Here is a 15,386-nt window from a genome sequence, read left to right as displayed (position 1 = left end):
GAGCAACGCGTGAGCGCGGAGATCGAGAAGTACCACGGCAACCTGCAGTACGCCGTCGACATCGTGATGTGCATCGACGCCACGGGCAGCATGTATCCCGTACTGGACATCGTGAAGAACAACTCGCTCCGGTTCCATCAGCGGCTGAACGAGGTGATGGCGAGGAAGAGCAAGGAGATCAGCCAGCTGCGGCTGCGGATCATCGCCTTCCGGGACTTCGGGGACGATCCCTCCGACGCCATCGAGCAGACGGAGTTCCTGCGCCTGCCCCAGCAGGTGGCGGAATTCGAGAACTTCGTGCGGAACCTCGAGGCGGGCGGCGGCGGGGACATCCCCGAGTCCGGTCTCGAGGCGCTGGCCCTGGCCATCAACTCCCCCTGGGAGACGGGGCTCGACCGGCGGCGCCACGTCATCGTCATGTTCACCGACGCTCCCGCCCACCCGCTCGGCACGGTGGGTGTCACCGCGCAGACGTATCCGCGGAACATCCCGCGCTCCATGGACGATCTCTTCGAGCAATGGGGATACGCCCGCAGCCAGACGGCGGTGATGGAACAGTCCGCGAAGCGACTCGTCCTCTTCGCTCCCGAGGAAGAGCCCTGGCAGGAGGCGATCGGGGAGGAGTGGGACCTCACGCTGCACTTCCCCTCCAGGGCCGGGGAGGGGCTGGAGGAGTTCGAGATGGACGAGATCATCGAGACGATCGCGAACAGCCTGTGAGTTTCCGGCTGCGGGGCGACGGCGTCCGGCTGGACTTCGACGGGCGGCGGTGGCTGGTCTTCTCCTGGAGCCGCCGGGACGGCGGCGCGGCCGGTGTCGGCGGCCGGCTGTACCTGGAGCCCGAGTGCTGTCTCTCGATCGCGGGCCGGCTGTCCGGGCACGACGGGAGCCTGCGGCTGGCCTTCCGGTTCCGGCCCGCCGGGGCGAGCGCCGGCGACCTGGTGGCGGAGGTCGTCGTGGGCGCCGACCAGGCGGAGCCCGCCTGGCAGTTCGCGCAGTGGTTCGCCCACACGTACCGCGTCGAGGACGTCTCCGCCTCCTGGTGGGACGACGCCGAGCCGTCCGCCGCCGAGCGGGAGGAGAGCCGGGACTGGGTCGGCTCGCCCGTCTCACCGGCGACGCGGGACCTGTTCCGCGCGGTCATGGCCCGCTTGCCCGTCGCGGACTCGTGAGTTCAGGGAGGCATGGTGACCGGGCCGACCTGGCAGTGCTCGGACTGCGACACGTACAACGACGCCGCGGTGCGGGTGTGCGACGTCTGTGACACGCCGCGCGCGGCGAAATCCGTACCGATGAAAACCGTACCGACGAAGGCGGTACCGAAGAAGGCCGCACCGAAGAGGCCTGTACCGAAGAAGGCCGCGGCCGCCAAGAAGTCCGCCGCCGCGAAGAAGGCGGCCGCCACGAGGAAACCGGCCGCCACCCGGAAGTCCGCCCCCGCCAAGCGGGCCCCCGTCACGGACCTGCCCGCCACGGGCGGCAGGAGGACGCCGCCCGGCATGCGCGTCGACGTGACCGGGACGGGCAGCCCGACCGTGCGGGGACTCGTGTGGGAGTGCCCGCTCTGCGCGCACCGTGTGGTCGGCGCCATGAGGTGCGACAGGTGCGGCACGCGTTGGTCGATCGCCGCCAAGTCCCTCCCGGAGGAGGCCCTTTTCGGCAGCTCCCCCCTCCCCGCACGGACACCCCCCAGGGAAGCGACCCGCGGGGAGATGGTGGCGGGGTGCGGCTGCCTGCTGTTCATCGCGGCCGCCATCATCACCCCGATCGTCCTGCTGATCCTCAACTGGTCGGCCGTGACCTCGTTCGTGACCGGGTCCGACTCCTCGAAGCCCTCCCCCGCGCCCTCGGCGAGCGGGCCCTGCCCGAAGCCGATGGCCGACATGCTGCCGGAGGGTTCCGGGGCGCGACTCGTCGCCGCCTACAGCCGGGACGATCTCGAGGAGCGGTACGCCTTCTGCCGGACCACGTCGGGAAAGGTCTTCTACTTCGCCAGGGCGAGGGACGGTGAACCGTACGGCGACCCCACGCAGGCCAGGGAGTCCGAGCAGGGCTACGTGGTGGACTTCCGGCCGCAGGGGACCAGTTACCACTTCCGTGACGGAGAGGTGACGGCCTACGACGAGGACGGCAAGGAGACCTGGCACGGCGAGCTCGTCCCCGAGGCGACCGTCGACTGAAGTGCGCCCGCACGACAACGACTTGACGGTGTCAAGAAAATCTCGCACTGCCAAAGACACTTACGGCGTGGATAGCGTCAGGGCCGGCGACGGGGCAGCGGCTCCGCCGCACCCCCACCACCAGCGCGGGCCAAGGGTTCACGCCGTGAGAACGCAAGGAGAGAGTGCGTGTTTGACCGTATAGCCGAACTGGCGATCCGCCGGTCCCGGCTGGTACTCGTCGTCGCAGCCGTGGCCGTGGTCCTCATGGGAGCCCTGGGCGCCGGCGCGTTCGGCAAGCTCCTGCCTGGTGGCTTCGACGATCCGTCCTCCCAGTCCAGCAGGGCCAGGACGGTCATCACCGACAAGTTCGGCGGGGAGTCGAACCTGGTCCTGCTGGTCCGTGCCCCCGAGGGCGGCGTCGACGCCGCGAGCGCCCGGCAGCAGGGCAAGGAGCTGACGGCCGGCCTCAAGGAGGAGAAGACGGTCGCGAACGTGATCTCGTACTGGGACACGGGCAACCCGGACCTCCGTTCCGAGGACGGCGAGCAGGCGATGGTGCTCGCCCACGTGAAGGGCGGTGACACCAAGGAGCGGGAGAACGCCAAGGAGATCATCGACGAGTACACCGGCGCCGGGGACGGCGGGCTCACCGTCGAGGCCGGCGGCAGCGCGGCCGTGGGTGACGACATGGGGACCTACTCCGGCGAGGACCTGGTCCTCGCCGAGTCGATCGCCCTGCCGCTGACCCTCCTGCTGCTCCTGTTCGTCTTCGGCAGTGTGGTCTCGGCCCTGCTGCCGCTGGCCATCGGGCTCATCGCGATCGTGGGTACGTTCGCGGAACTCTTCCTCCTCGGCAGCGTCGCCAGCATCTCCATCACGGCCACCAACCTGACCACCGCCCTCGGTCTCGGCCTCGGCATCGACTACGCGCTGCTGATGGTCAGCCGGTTCCGCGAACAGCTCGCGAAGGGCGCGAGCGTGGACGACGCCGTCCGGCACACCGTGCACACCGCGGGCCGTACGGTCGCCTTCTCCGCCGCCACGGTGGCGGTCGCGCTCGCGGCGCTCCTGGTGTTCCCGCAGTACTTCCTGCGTTCGTTCGGGTACGCCGGCGTCGGTGTGGTCGTCATCGCCGCCGTCAGCACCCTGTTCGTGATGCCGGCCCTGCTCCACGTCCTGGGGCACCGGGTCAACAAGGGGCAGTTGCCGTGGGCGGGGAAGACGGAGCGGCAGGACGCCTCCTCCCGGGTGCCCTTCTGGGGGCGGCTGGCCCGCACGGCCATGCGGCGTCCCGCGCTCACCGCGCTGCCGGTGCTCGCGGTGCTGCTGCTGGCGGCGAGTCCGCTGCTGGGCATCTCCATCGGTATCGCGGACGAGCGCTCGCTGCCCGAGGACGCGGCGAGCCGCCAGGTCTCGGCCCAACTGGCGGAGAACTTCAACGGCAGTGACGCGGCGGCCGTCCACGTGGTCATGGACGAGTCCGTGGACGCGGCACCGCTGGGCTCGTACGCGGGCAGGCTCTCGCGACTCGACGGTGTCGTCCGCGTCGAGGCGTCCACCGGGACCTACACCGGCGGGCGGGCCGCGGCGCCCGGTCCGCGCAACGCCGCGCTCGGCCGCCCCGAGGCACAGCGGATCAACGTGGTGAGCGACCTGGCCCCGATGTCGGACGCGGCCCAGGACCTGGTCAAGGACGTCCGGGCGGTCACGGCACCCGAGGGGACCGACCCCTTGGTGGGCGGCAGGGACGCCGCGCTGGTCGACTCCAAGGAATCCATCACCGGCCTGATTCCGCTCGCCGGGGGCCTGATCGCGGTCACCACCTTCATCCTGCTGTTCCTGTTCACCGGCAGCGTGGTGCAGCCGCTGCGGGCGCTGGTGCTCAACATCGTCAGCCTGGGAGCGGCCCTGGGCGTCATGACGTGGATGTTCCAGGACGGCCACTTCTCCGACCTGTTCGGCTTCACGCCGCAGCCGATGGAGGTGTCGATGACGTTGCTGATGTTCTGCATCGCCTTCGGCCTCTCGATGGACTACGAGGTGTTCGTCACCAGCCGGATCAAGGAGCTGCACGACCAGGGCGCCGGCAACGAGACCGCGGTCGTCGACGGCCTCGGGCACACCGGACGGATCGTCAGCGCGGCGGCCTGCCTGCTGGCGGTGAGCTTCTTCGCCTTCGGGACGGCCGGGATCAGCTACATGCAGATGTTCGGTCTGGGCAGCGGACTGGCCATCCTCATCGACGCCGTCGCCGTCCGCGGGGTGCTCGTGCCCGCCGCGATGCGCCTGCTCGGCGGTTCGGCCTGGTACGCCCCGCCGTTCCTGCGCAAGGTGCACGACCGCTTCGGCCTCAGTGAGGGCGGCCACGAGCCGGCGCCCGTGGCGGAGCGGACGTACGAGAAGGACCCGACGGGAGTCTGACCCCGCGGTAAGGCCCACCCCCCGGACACCGTGCCCGTCTCCGTACCCCCACGGAGGCGGGCACGGCCGCGTCGTCCTGGCTCAGTAGTCGCGCCACTCGTCCTGAACGTATTCGAGCACCGCGGGATCCATCAGGGTGCTCGGCCGTACGTCGGTGCGGCGGCGGTCGACCGGGAACACGGTGGCCGCCTTCAGCACCGCCTCGTCCAGGTAGCGCAGCTTCGGCGTGTCCGGGGCGAGCCGCAGCGGCGGGGCCTCGGTGCCGGGGCGGGCGAGCACGAAGCCCCAGTTGCCGAAGCTCGGCACGTCGATCTGGAACTCCGTCGTCGCGTACCCGGCCGTCTCGATGGTCTTGGCGATGGACCAGTAGGTCTTGGGGGCGAAGAACGGCGATCCGCTCTGCACCATGACCTGGCCGTTCGGCGCCAGCACCCGGCGGAGCAGATCGTAGAACTCCACCGAGTACAGCTTCGCCAGCGACGCCGAGTCCGGGTCGGGGAAGTCGATGATCACCGCGTCGTACTGCTGCCGTGCCTCGCGCAGCCAGGTGAACGCGTCCGCGTTGACGACCTCGGCCCGCGGATCGTCCAGCGAACCGTGGTTGAGCTTGCGCAGCGGCTCGAAGGTGCGCGCCAACCGGGTCATCGCCGGGTCCAGTTCGACCAGGGTGGCGTGCCGGACGCCCTCGTGGCGCAGCACCTCGCGCAGCGCGAGCCCGTCACCGCCGCCCATGACCAGCACGTTGGAGTGGGGGCCGGACAGCGCGGGGTGGACCAGCGACTCGTGGTAGCGGTACTCGTCGACCGAGCTGAACTGGAGGTCGCCGTTGAGGAAGAGCCGTATGTCGGGCTCGCCGGTGAAGGCGGTGGAGCGGGTGACCACGATGTCCTGGTACTGCGTGGTCTCGGAGTGGATGATCGGGTCCGCGTACATGTGCTGGCGCGCCGTCACCTCCAGGTCGTCCGCCAGCACATACGTCGTACCGAGCGCGGCGAGCACCAGGGTGACGCCGGCCAGCAGCCCGGCCTTGGCCAGCCGGCCGGTCTGGCGGCGGAAGAGGAACACCACGACGATGACCCCGGCGACCGCGTTGACCACGCCGACCACCAGCGCGCCCTTCAACTGGCCGAAGGTGGGCAGCAGGAACAGCGGGAAGCACAGGCCGCCGACGAGGGCGCCGATGTAGTCGACGGCGAACATGTCGGCGACGGCGCTGCTCGCCTCCTGGGTGCGGATGCGCTGGAGCAGCGTCATCAGCAGCGGGATCTCGGCGCCGATGAGCAGGCCCACCACCAGGGACACCACGATCATCGCGGGCATGTAGAGCTGGAGCCAGGCGAAGGCCGCGTACAGCATCAGCACGGACAGGCCGCCGACCAGCGCGAGCACTCCCTCCACCACCGCGAAGGCGACGACGGGACGGTGGCGCAGCGGTTTGGCGGCCAGCGAGCCCACGCCCATGGCGAAGACCATCACGGAGATGACCACGGAGGTCTGCAGCACCGAGTTGCCGATGAGGTAGCTGCCCAGCGCGGTCAGGGCCAGTTCGTACACGAGGCCGCAGGCGGCGCAGAGGAAGACGGCGAGCAGCAGCAGGAACCGCGCCCCCCGGGTGTGGTGATCGGCCGGGGGGCTCGGGGGCGCCGCGACGGCACGGTCGTCCAGGGCGGAACTCATGGGGGGCGGCCTCGCGGTGGTCCTGGGAAGTGGTGGTCCTGGGAGGTGATGGTCCTGGGTGGTGGTGGTCCTAGGAGAGGGCCGCGCCGACCATGGCGGCGGTGCCCAGGTACATGCCGGCCTGGACCCAGGCGGCGGGGTGCGGACGGCGGTCGTCGCCGTCGTCGAGGGCCACCGCGCCCATCTGGCCCGGCGTCAGCATGCCGATGACGATGCCGACCAGCGTCATCACCAGCACCCCGGCCAGGCCGTAGAGGAGCGTGCTGAACAGGCCGTACCCGAGGCCCTCTTCGGACTCGCTGGCCCGGATGGCCGACATGATGACCAGCCCGACCGCGACGGACTGGCTGCCGAGGAGCACGGCCGCGCCGCGGTTGCGGTCGCGCCACACCACGTGGAAGAGCTTGCCGGGCGTGACGAGGTCGAGGGCGACGAAGCCGACGGCCATCACGGCGAGGCCCACGACCCCGTAGAGCAGGGCCTGCCCGGCCGACTCGAAGATCTCGGTCACTGCGTTGCCTTTCTGGAGGGCGTCGTCAGGTGCGGGGAGGGGAGCCGGGCGTCACTTGCCGGAGCCGGGGCCGCCGCCGCGGAAGCTGCTCGGGTTGGGCCAGTAGGTGAGGTGCTGGTGATGCCGGCGGTAGCCGTTGCGGTAGTCCTCGATCTCGATCGTGCTGCCGTTGCGGTACGGCGAGACGGTCACCATGTCGTCGCCGTAGCGCAGGAACTCCTTGCCGCCGCCGGACGCCCGGTCGAGGGCGTCGCGGTGGCCGTCGATCGCGTCGGCGACCTTGGCCGGCGAGCTGTTCCTGTCGAGCCACCCGCTCCCGCCGGTGGAGTACGTCTTGCCGATCCAGCTGCGCGGGACGCCGTCCTCCCCGTCGCTGGAGCAGGCGGAGAGCAGGACCGTGACCAGCACGGCCGCCACCGCCCCGGGAAGGAGTCGGGCGCTGTTCATCGAGCCTCCAGCCGGCTGTGCGTCGATACGATGTGCCCGTCCTGCGGGTAGCTGTGCCAGGTGCGCCAGGCCAGCCCCGGGCGGTCTGACCCGCCGGACCCCTCGCCGCACGCCTCGACGACCACCGCCGTCACCGCTTCCGGAGACCCCGGGAAGACCCCGCTCAGACTGTGCTCCGCCGCGTCGGCGCGGCTCAGGGCGTCCGCGACCCGGGCGCTGAACTCCCCGGGGTCCAGGCGTGCCGTGACGGCGCTGAAGTCGTACGTCCACCCGGCCAAGGTCCGGGTGAGCGTCGTCGGCAGTCCCCTGACCGCCTCGGGCAGGCACGCCACGGTCTCCCGCACCGGGCCCGCGAAGACCTGGTGGGACGCGCCGAGCAGCCTCAGTCGCACGGGGAGCCCTCCCACGGACACCTCACGCTCGGCGAGCGCCGGCAGTTCGGCCAGGTCCAGGGAGAAGCAGAGCTGATCCGCAGCCGTATCCAGGAAGGCAGCTTGCAGAGATACGGCGTGCATGCGGCGGCCCCCCGGTCCGATAGTGCTACGAGCGGCGCCGAGTATGGCACATGCGTCAGCGGTGGCCGAAAGGTGGCCCTCGATCAGTCCCGGGTTCAGGCTCCGCCGCAGGTGAGAACGTTCCTGCGGCAAGGCGCACGAGTGGGGCGGGTGGGACTCGAACCCACGGCCGACGGATTATGAGTCCGCTGCTCTAACCGGCTGAGCTACCGCCCCATAGCGGCGTGTCGCGTACATGTGTGCGCGCCGTCTGCCGCAGCATAGCCGCTCATACGATCTCCTGCCTCGGATGGTCGGCTTCCACGGCTGCCTTCATGACCTTGAGGACTCCGCAGCGTGCCGCGTGGTTCCCGGGTCTTGAGGGCAGTCTCGAGGGCACATGAAAAAGGACCCCGGAGGGTCCTCGTTCACGGCGCTCCCCCGACTGGACTCGAACCAGTAACCTGCCGGTTAACAGCCGGCTGCTCTGCCAATTGAGCTACGGAGGACCGAGCTCCCCGGACTGGACTCGAACCAGTAACCTGCCGGTTAACAGCCGGCTGCTCTGCCAATTGAGCTACCGAGGAATGTCGGTGTCGCATCGAACGCGTCTGCCTGGGTATTCGCCAGGGGGCGCGCGCTCGCTGCGACACATACATTAGCGCAAGCAGGGGGGTGCTCCGCCAATCGGTACTCGCCAGCACCCCCGGAGCCAGTGAAGGGAAGGGTGGCCGCCATGCGTTACCGGCTCACGTTCGTCGTCGGACTAGCGGTGGGGTACGTGCTCGGCACGAAGGCCGGGCGGGAGCGTTACGAGCAGTTGCGGAAGTCCGCGCAGCAGGTCGCGCAGAACCCGGCCGTGCGCAACACCGCGGAGTCCGCCGCCCAGCAGGGCAGGCACTTCGCCGACAAGGCGTACCACGTGGTGAGCGACAAGGTCGGTGACCGGATGCCCGACTCGGTGGCCCACCGGGTCCGCTCGCTGCGGGAACGCGGCAGCAACGGCAGCGGTCCCGACGACTGGGGCACCAGCAACACCTGAGGTCCCGGTACGGGGACCTCGGCCGGTGCGGCAGAATTTCGGGTATGGGGATAGTCGCCGGGTTGGACAGTTCGCCCGATTTCACTCGTATCGTCGTCTGCGATTCGGACACGGGTGCCGTGCTGCGCCAGGGCTACGCGCCGCACCCGCTGGAGAGCCCCGAGGGCGGGGGCCGGCCCGCGGACGTCGATCCGCAGGCCTGGCTGCTGTCCCTCGGGGAGGCGGCCGGCGGCGGGCTCCTGGAGGGCGTGCAGGCCATCGGCGTGTCGGCGCAGGCCAACTCGGTCGTGCCGCTGGACGCGCAGGGCAACACCGTGCGCCCGGCCCTGGTCGGCGGCGACAAGCGCTCCCAGGTCGCGGCGGCCGACCTGATCGACGCGCTCGGCGGGCGTGAGGCGTGGGCGCAGGCGGTGGGCTCGGTGCCGCAGACCGGGCAGCCGGTGACGAAGCTGCGCTGGCTGGCGCGGAGCGAGCCGGAGGCCGCCGCGCGCACCGCCGTACTGCTCCAGGCCCACGACTGGCTGGTGTGGCAGCTGCTCGGGCGGCCGGTCCGGCGGACCACCGACCGGGGCGGGGCGTCGGGCACCGGGTACTGGTCGGCGGCGACCGGCGGCTACCGGCCCGATCTGGTCGAGCTGGCGCTCGGGCACCAGGCGATCCTGCCGGAGGTGATCGGCCCGGCCGACGCGGCCGGTACGACGCCGGAGGGGCTGCTGATCTCCGCCGGGACCGGTGAGACCCAGGCGGCCGCCTTCGGGCTCGGGATCGGCCTCGGTGACGCCGTGGTGTCGCTGGGCGCCTCCGGGTCCGTGATGGCCGTGCACACCGAGCCGCTCGTCGACCAGTCCGGGATGATCACCGCCCTGGCCGACGCCACCGGCATGCACCTGCCGGTCGTCACCACCCTGAACGCCGTACGGGCGCTGCGCGGCACCGCCGAACTGCTCGGCATGCCGGACCTGGAGAGCCTGTCCGAGCTGGCGATGAAGTCGACGCCCGGCGCGCACGGGCTGGTGCTGCTCCCCTATCTGGAGGGCGAGCGGACGCCGAACCTGCCGCACACCGCCGGCACGCTGGCCGGCCTGCGGCGCGAGTCGATGCGGCCGGAGCACCTGGCGCGGGCCGCGTTCGAGGGCATGCTGTGCGGGCTCGCCGACGCCCTGGACGTACTGCGCGGCCGGGGCGTGGACGTACGGCGGGTGTTCCTGCTGGGGGCGGCGGCCGAGCTGCCGGCCGTGCAGGCGGCGGCGCCCGCGCTGTTCGGGACGCAGGTCGTCGTGCCGCAGCCGGCGGACTACGCGGCGATCGGCTCGGCCCGGCAGGCGGCCTGGGCGCTGGGCGTCTCCCAGGGCACGCTTGACCCGCGCACTCCCCCGGTCTGGCAGGGCGCGGTGGCGCAGGTGCTTGAGCCGGGCGCGGAGCTGGCGGTGGGGCAGGCGGTGCGCCAGCAGTACGTGTCGGTGCGCGAGCAGACGCACCCCGGCGCGCTCTGACGCACCCGGGCGCGCTCTGACGCCGGGGCTTACCGCTCGTAGGCCGGAATTTGCCGCGCTCTTGGGTTAATCGGTTGAGGTAACGCGGGTGGAGTGTCCGACGATAGGGGCCAGGGGCAACCAACCGCGGCCCCTGTCGCCGACTCCGAGAGACTCAGTGTGCTCATACGACTACTGCGGACCTATCTCAGGCCCTACAAGAAACCCATCGCCCTGCTGGTGGCGCTGCAGTTCCTGCAGACCTGTGCCTCCCTCTACCTGCCCACCCTGAACGCGGACATCATCGACGACGGTGTCGTGAAGGGTGACTCGGGCTACATCCTGAGCTACGGCGCCCTGATGATCGGCATCTCGCTGGCCCAGGTGGTCTGCAACATCGGTGCCGTCTTCTACGGGGCGCGCACCGCGGCCGCCCTCGGCCGGGACGTGCGCGGTGCCGTCTTCGACCGGGTGCAGTCCTTCTCGGCGCGCGAGGTGGGCCACTTCGGCGCGCCCTCGCTGATCACCCGGACCACCAACGACGTGCAGCAGGTCCAGATGCTGGCCCTGATGACGTTCACGCTGATGGTGTCGGCGCCGATCATGTGCGTGGGCGGCATCGTGATGGCGCTCGGTCTGGACGTGCCGCTGTCCGGGGTGCTGCTCGGGGTCGTGCCGGTGCTGGCGATCTGCGTCACGCTGATCGTGCGCAGGCTGCGCCCGCTGTTCCGGAAGATGCAGGTGCGCCTGGACACGGTGAACCGGGTGCTGCGCGAGCAGATCACCGGCAACCGCGTCATCCGCGCCTTCGTGCGCGACGAGTACGAGCAGCAGCGCTTCCGGAAGGCCAACACCGAGCTGACCGAGGTGGCCCTCGGCGCCGGCAACCTGCTGGCGCTGATGTTCCCGGTGGTCATGACCGTGGTGAACCTGTCGTCGATCGCGGTGGTCTGGTTCGGCGCCCACCGCATCGACAGCGGCGGCATGCAGATCGGCGACCTGACGGCGTTCCTCGCCTACCTGATGCAGATCGTCATGTCCGTGATGATGGCCACCTTCATGTTCATGATGGTGCCGCGCGCGGAGGTCTGCGCCGAGCGCATCCAGGAGGTCCTGGAGACCGAGAGCAGCGTGGTGCCGCCGGTGGCGCCGGTCACCGAGCTGCGCCGGCACGGGCACCTGGAGATCCGGGAGGCGGGCTTCCGCTACCCGGGTGCCGAGGAACCGGTGCTCAGGAACATCGGCCTGGTGGCCAAGCCGGGCGAGACGACCGCCGTCATCGGCTCGACCGGCAGCGGCAAGTCGACGCTGCTGGGCCTGGTCCCCCGCCTCTTCGACGCGACCGACGGGGAGGTCCTGGTCGACGGGGTGGACGTGCGCACCGTCGACCCGAAGACGCTGGCCAAGGTGGTGAGCCTGGTGCCGCAGAAGCCGTACCTCTTCGCCGGCACCGTCGCGACCAATCTGCGCTACGGCAATCCGGACGCGACGGACGAGGAGCTGTGGCACGCGCTGGCGGTGGCGCAGGCCAAGGAGTTCGTCTCCGAGCTGGAGGGCGGGCTCGACGCGCCGATCGCGCAGGGCGGCACCAACGTGTCGGGCGGTCAGCGCCAGCGCCTCGCGATCGCGCGGACGCTGGTCCAGCGCCCCGAGATCTACCTCTTCGACGACTCCTTCTCCGCCCTCGACTACGCCACCGACGCGGCGCTGCGGGCCCAGCTGGCCCAGGAGACCGCCGAGGCGACCGTGGTGATCGTGGCGCAGCGGGTGGCGACCATCCGGGACGCGGACCGGATCGTCGTGCTGGACGAGGGGCGGGTGGTCGGCGTGGGCCGGCACCACGAACTGATGGCGGACAACGAGACCTACCGGGAGATCGTGCTCTCCCAGCTGACGGAAGCGGAGGCTGCCTGATGGCCGGGCCTGCGGGTCGCATGATGGCCGGGGGCGGCAGCCCCGACCAGCGGTCGATGGACTTCAAGGGGTCGAGCAAACGGCTCGTCTCCCAGTTCCGGCCGGAACGGGCGACGCTGTTCACGCTGCTGGCGTGCGTGGTCGTCAGCGTCGGCCTCAACGTGGTCGGGCCGAAGATCCTCGGCCGGGCCACCGACCTGGTCTTCGCGGGCATCGTCGGGCGGGACATGCCGTCCGGGGCCACGAAGGAGCAGGTCCTGGACAACATGCGCGAGCACGGGGACGGCAACGTCGCCGACATGCTGCGCAGCACGGACTTCACCCCGGGGCAGGGCATCGACTTCGGCGCGGTCGGTGAGGTGCTGCTGCTCGCGCTGGCGACGTTCGCGGTGGCCGGTCTGCTGATGGCGGTGGCCACCCGCCTGGTGAACCGGGCGGTGAACCGGACGATGTTCCGGCTGCGCGAGGACGTGCAGACGAAGCTGTCCCGGCTGCCGCTGTCCTACTTCGACAAGCGTCAGCGCGGCGAGGTGCTCAGCCGCGCCACCAACGACATCGACAACATCGGGCAGACGCTCCAGCAGTCGATGGGCCAGCTGATCAACTCGCTGCTCACCATCATCGGCGTGCTCGCGATGATGTTCTACGTCTCCTGGATCCTGGCGCTGGTCGCCCTGGTGACCGTGCCGCTGTCCTTCGTGGTGGCCACGCGGGTGGGCAAGCGGTCCCAGCCGCAGTTCGTGCAGCAGTGGCGCTCGACGGGGCAGCTGAACGCGCACATCGAGGAGATGTACACCGGGCACGCGCTGGTGAAGGTGTTCGGGCGCCAGGAGGAGTCGGCGAAGCAGTTCGCCGAGCAGAACGACGCGCTGTACGAGGCCGGGTTCAAGGCGCAGTTCAACAGCGGGATCATGCAGCCGCTGATGATGTGCGTGTCCAACCTGAACTACGTGCTGGTCGCGGTGGTCGGCGGGCTGCGGGTGGCCTCCGGCCAGCTGTCCATCGGCGACGTGCAGGCCTTCATCCAGTACTCCCGGCAGTTCTCGATGCCGCTGACCCAGGTCGCGTCGATGGCGAACCTGGTGCAGTCGGGCGTGGCGTCGGCGGAGCGCGTGTTCGAACTCCTCGACGCCGAGGAGCAGTCGGCCGACCCGATCCCGGGCGCCCGGCCCGAGGACCTGCGCGGGCGGGTGGAACTGGACCACGTGTCCTTCCGCTACGACCCCGAGAAGCCGCTGATCGAGGACCTGTCGCTGAAGGTGGAGCCCGGCCACACGGTCGCCATCGTCGGCCCGACGGGGGCCGGCAAGACGACCCTGGTCAACCTGCTGATGCGGTTCTACGAGGTCTCCGGCGGGCGGATCACCCTGGACGGCGTCGACATAGCGAAGATGTCCCGGGACGAGCTGCGGGCCGGCATCGGCATGGTGCTCCAGGACACCTGGCTGTTCGGCGGCACCATCGCGGAGAACATCGCGTACGGGGCCTCGCGGGAGGTCACCCGCGGGGAGATCGAGGAGGCCGCGCGGGCCGCGCACGCCGACCGGTTCGTACGGACGCTGCCGGACGGCTACGACACGGTGATCGACGACGAGGGCACGGGGGTGAGCGCGGGTGAGAAGCAGCTGATCACCATCGCGCGGGCGTTCCTGTCCGACCCGGTGATCCTGGTGCTCGACGAGGCGACGTCGTCCGTGGACACGCGGACGGAGGTGCTGATCCAGAAGGCGATGGCGAAGCTGGCGCACGGGCGGACGTCGTTCGTGATCGCGCACCGGCTGTCGACGATCCGGGACGCGGACACGATTCTGGTGATGGAGGAGGGGTCGATCGTGGAGCAGGGGGCGCACGCGGAGCTGCTGGCCGCGGATGGGGCGTACGCGCGGCTGTACAAGGCGCAGTTCGCGGAGGCTGTGGCTGAGGTGGGTTAGGCCGTTGCCCGGCGTCGGGGTGCCGCTGCGCCCACCCGTGCCGCCCCAGCGGCACGACTGCCCGCAGCTGCCGCGGGTCAGTCCAAATAGCCCCTCAGTTGGTCCGCGTATGCGTGGTCGCGGAGTTTGTTGAGGGTTTTGGACTCGATCTGGCGGATGCGTTCGCGGGTGACGCCGAAGAGGCGGCCTATCTCCTCCAGGGTGCGGGGGCGGCCGTCGACCAGGCCGTAGCGGAGCTGGACGACCTTGCGTTCGCGTTCGCCGAGAGTGGAGAGCACCGCATCCAGGTGCTGGCGCAGGAGCAGGAAGGCGGCCGACTCGACGGGGCTGGCGGCGTCGCCGTCCTCGATGAGGTCGCCGAGGGCGACGTCGTCCTCCTCGCCGACCGGGGCGTGCAACGACACCGGCTCCTGCGCCAGGCGCAGCACCTCGCCGACCCGCTCGGGCGCCAGGTCCAGGTGGGCGGCGACGTCCTGCGGGGTCGGCTCGTAGCCGCGTTCCTGGAGCATCCGGCGCTGGACGCGGACGACCCGGTTGATCAGCTCCACGACGTGGACGGGGACGCGGATGGTGCGGGCCTGGTCGGCCAGGGCGCGGGACATGGCCTGGCGGATCCACCAGGTGGCGTAGGTGGAGAACTTGTAGCCGCGGGCGTAGTCGAACTTCTCGACGGCCCGGATCAGGCCGAGGTTGCCCTCCTGGACCAGGTCCAGCATGGTCAGCCCGCGCCCCACGTACCGCTTGGCCACCGACACCACGAGCCGCAGGTTGGCCTCGATCAGGCGGCGCTTGGCGAGGCGGCCCATGACGACGAGCCGGTCGAGGTCGAGGGCGAGGCGGTCGTCCGGACCGGGGGTGCGCCGCAGCTTCTCCTCGGCGAACAGCCCGGCCTCCACCCGCCGGGCGAGGTCGACCTCCTCGGCCGCGGACAGCAGCGGGATCCGGCCGATCTCGCGCAGGTACTGGCGGAACAGGTCGGAGGAGGGGCCGCCGGACTCGGTACGGGTGGGCGGCGGCGGTTCCCGGTGCTCGGGCTGGTCCGCGGGGGCGCCGGGGTGGGGCAGGGCCGCTCCGGCACCGGGCTGCGCGGGCATCGCGAGGAGCACACCGCGCTCCACGTCCGGCTCCGCGCCGACGGCACCGGTGTCGGTCTGGGTGAGGGTCTGGGTCTGCACGGGGGCGACCTCCAGGATGGACGCGGCCGACGGGGGCCGGCGGCGGTACGTCGGGGGGCGGAGCCGGCTCGCTCGCCGCTGTCCGCCTCGCACGCGTGCACTCAGGTACCGCCCCCAGTGTGGGGTACGACACATCGCCG

The 15,386-nt window shown here is 70.8% G+C and carries 13 protein-coding genes and 3 tRNA genes; 8 read left to right on the top strand and 8 right to left on the bottom strand.

Annotated features, from left to right (window positions below; all coding sequences use genetic code 11):
• Positions 1 to 9 precede the first annotated feature (9 nt).
• From ACFV9J_RS20780 to ACFV9J_RS20765, 4 genes are all read left to right on the top strand, one after another.
• Positions 10 to 720, top strand: a complete 711-nt coding sequence (locus tag ACFV9J_RS20780) for a vWA domain-containing protein (RefSeq protein ID WP_358740781.1) — start codon at positions 10 to 12, stop codon at positions 718 to 720.
• A complete protein-coding gene (locus tag ACFV9J_RS20775; protein WP_385356208.1) occupies positions 717 to 1,172 on the top strand; it encodes a hypothetical protein in 456 nt (151 codons plus the stop codon). The genes ACFV9J_RS20780 and ACFV9J_RS20775 overlap by 4 nt, the downstream gene beginning before the upstream one ends.
• Before the next feature lie 12 nt (positions 1,173 to 1,184).
• Positions 1,185 to 2,180 (top strand): hypothetical protein, encoded by a 996-nt coding sequence (locus ACFV9J_RS20770; protein WP_385356206.1) that lies wholly within the window; start codon positions 1,185 to 1,187, stop codon positions 2,178 to 2,180.
• A 168-nt stretch (positions 2,181 to 2,348) separates the two neighbouring features.
• On the top strand, positions 2,349 to 4,583 hold the full coding sequence (locus ACFV9J_RS20765; protein ID WP_385356204.1) for an MMPL family transporter: 2,235 nt from the start codon (positions 2,349 to 2,351) through the stop codon (positions 4,581 to 4,583).
• 81 nt (positions 4,584 to 4,664) lie between these two features.
• Here the strand turns inward: ACFV9J_RS20765 and ACFV9J_RS20760 are convergent, their stop codons facing one another.
• The 7 genes from ACFV9J_RS20760 to ACFV9J_RS20730 form a co-directional block, all read right to left on the bottom strand.
• Positions 4,665 to 6,260 carry a polyamine aminopropyltransferase gene (locus tag ACFV9J_RS20760; RefSeq protein WP_385356202.1) on the bottom strand — a complete coding sequence of 532 codons (1,596 nt, stop codon included), beginning with the start codon at positions 6,258 to 6,260 and terminating at the stop codon, positions 4,665 to 4,667.
• 70 nt (positions 6,261 to 6,330) lie between these two features.
• The gene (locus tag ACFV9J_RS20755) at positions 6,331 to 6,771 is read right to left on the bottom strand and encodes a DUF350 domain-containing protein (RefSeq protein ID WP_007388107.1); all 441 of its coding nucleotides are present in this window, start codon (positions 6,769 to 6,771) and stop codon (positions 6,331 to 6,333) included.
• Positions 6,772 to 6,822: 51 nt separating this feature from the next.
• Complete coding sequence (locus ACFV9J_RS20750) at positions 6,823 to 7,218, bottom strand: DUF4247 domain-containing protein (RefSeq protein ID WP_385356200.1); 396 nt, start codon at positions 7,216 to 7,218, stop codon at positions 6,823 to 6,825.
• Positions 7,215 to 7,733, bottom strand: coding sequence for a DUF2617 family protein (locus tag ACFV9J_RS20745; RefSeq protein WP_385356198.1), 519 nt, complete (start codon positions 7,731 to 7,733; stop codon positions 7,215 to 7,217). The genes ACFV9J_RS20750 and ACFV9J_RS20745 overlap by 4 nt, the downstream gene beginning before the upstream one ends.
• 142 nt (positions 7,734 to 7,875) lie before the next feature.
• Positions 7,876 to 7,949: transfer RNA gene (locus ACFV9J_RS20740), tRNA-Ile, on the bottom strand.
• A gap of 199 nt (positions 7,950 to 8,148) precedes the next feature.
• Positions 8,149 to 8,221 (bottom strand) — tRNA-Asn (locus ACFV9J_RS20735).
• Positions 8,222 to 8,226: 5 nt separating this feature from the next.
• A tRNA-Asn gene (locus tag ACFV9J_RS20730) sits at positions 8,227 to 8,299 on the bottom strand.
• A gap of 149 nt (positions 8,300 to 8,448) precedes the next feature.
• On the opposite strand from ACFV9J_RS20730, the gene ACFV9J_RS20725 reads away from it, so the two are divergent.
• The 4 genes from ACFV9J_RS20725 to ACFV9J_RS20710 all read left to right on the top strand — a co-directional run bounded on the left by ACFV9J_RS20725 (position 8,449) and on the right by ACFV9J_RS20710 (position 14,071).
• On the top strand, positions 8,449 to 8,754 hold the full coding sequence (locus tag ACFV9J_RS20725; protein ID WP_016326153.1) for a YtxH domain-containing protein: 306 nt from the start codon (positions 8,449 to 8,451) through the stop codon (positions 8,752 to 8,754).
• 44 nt (positions 8,755 to 8,798) lie between these two features.
• The gene (locus tag ACFV9J_RS20720) at positions 8,799 to 10,247 is read left to right on the top strand and encodes an FGGY-family carbohydrate kinase (protein WP_385356196.1); all 1,449 of its coding nucleotides are present in this window, start codon (positions 8,799 to 8,801) and stop codon (positions 10,245 to 10,247) included.
• 159 nt (positions 10,248 to 10,406) lie between these two features.
• Positions 10,407 to 12,140, top strand: a complete 1,734-nt coding sequence (locus ACFV9J_RS20715) for an ABC transporter ATP-binding protein (protein ID WP_385356194.1) — start codon at positions 10,407 to 10,409, stop codon at positions 12,138 to 12,140.
• Positions 12,140 to 14,071 (top strand): ABC transporter ATP-binding protein, encoded by a 1,932-nt coding sequence (locus tag ACFV9J_RS20710; RefSeq protein WP_385356192.1) that lies wholly within the window; start codon positions 12,140 to 12,142, stop codon positions 14,069 to 14,071. The genes ACFV9J_RS20715 and ACFV9J_RS20710 overlap by 1 nt, the downstream gene beginning before the upstream one ends.
• A 77-nt stretch (positions 14,072 to 14,148) precedes the next feature.
• On the opposite strand, the gene ACFV9J_RS20705 is transcribed toward ACFV9J_RS20710, so the two are convergent.
• Positions 14,149 to 15,339, bottom strand: a complete 1,191-nt coding sequence (locus tag ACFV9J_RS20705) for an RNA polymerase sigma factor (protein WP_385356190.1) — start codon at positions 15,337 to 15,339, stop codon at positions 14,149 to 14,151.
• Positions 15,340 to 15,386: the final 47 nt, after the last annotated feature.

The sequence above is a fragment of the Streptomyces sp. NPDC059906 genome, assembly GCF_042730645.1.
In the GTDB taxonomy this organism is placed as follows: Bacteria; Actinomycetota; Actinomycetes; order Streptomycetales; family Streptomycetaceae; genus Streptomyces; species Streptomyces rubrogriseus.
This window is presented reverse-complemented; position numbering and strand designations above follow the sequence as displayed.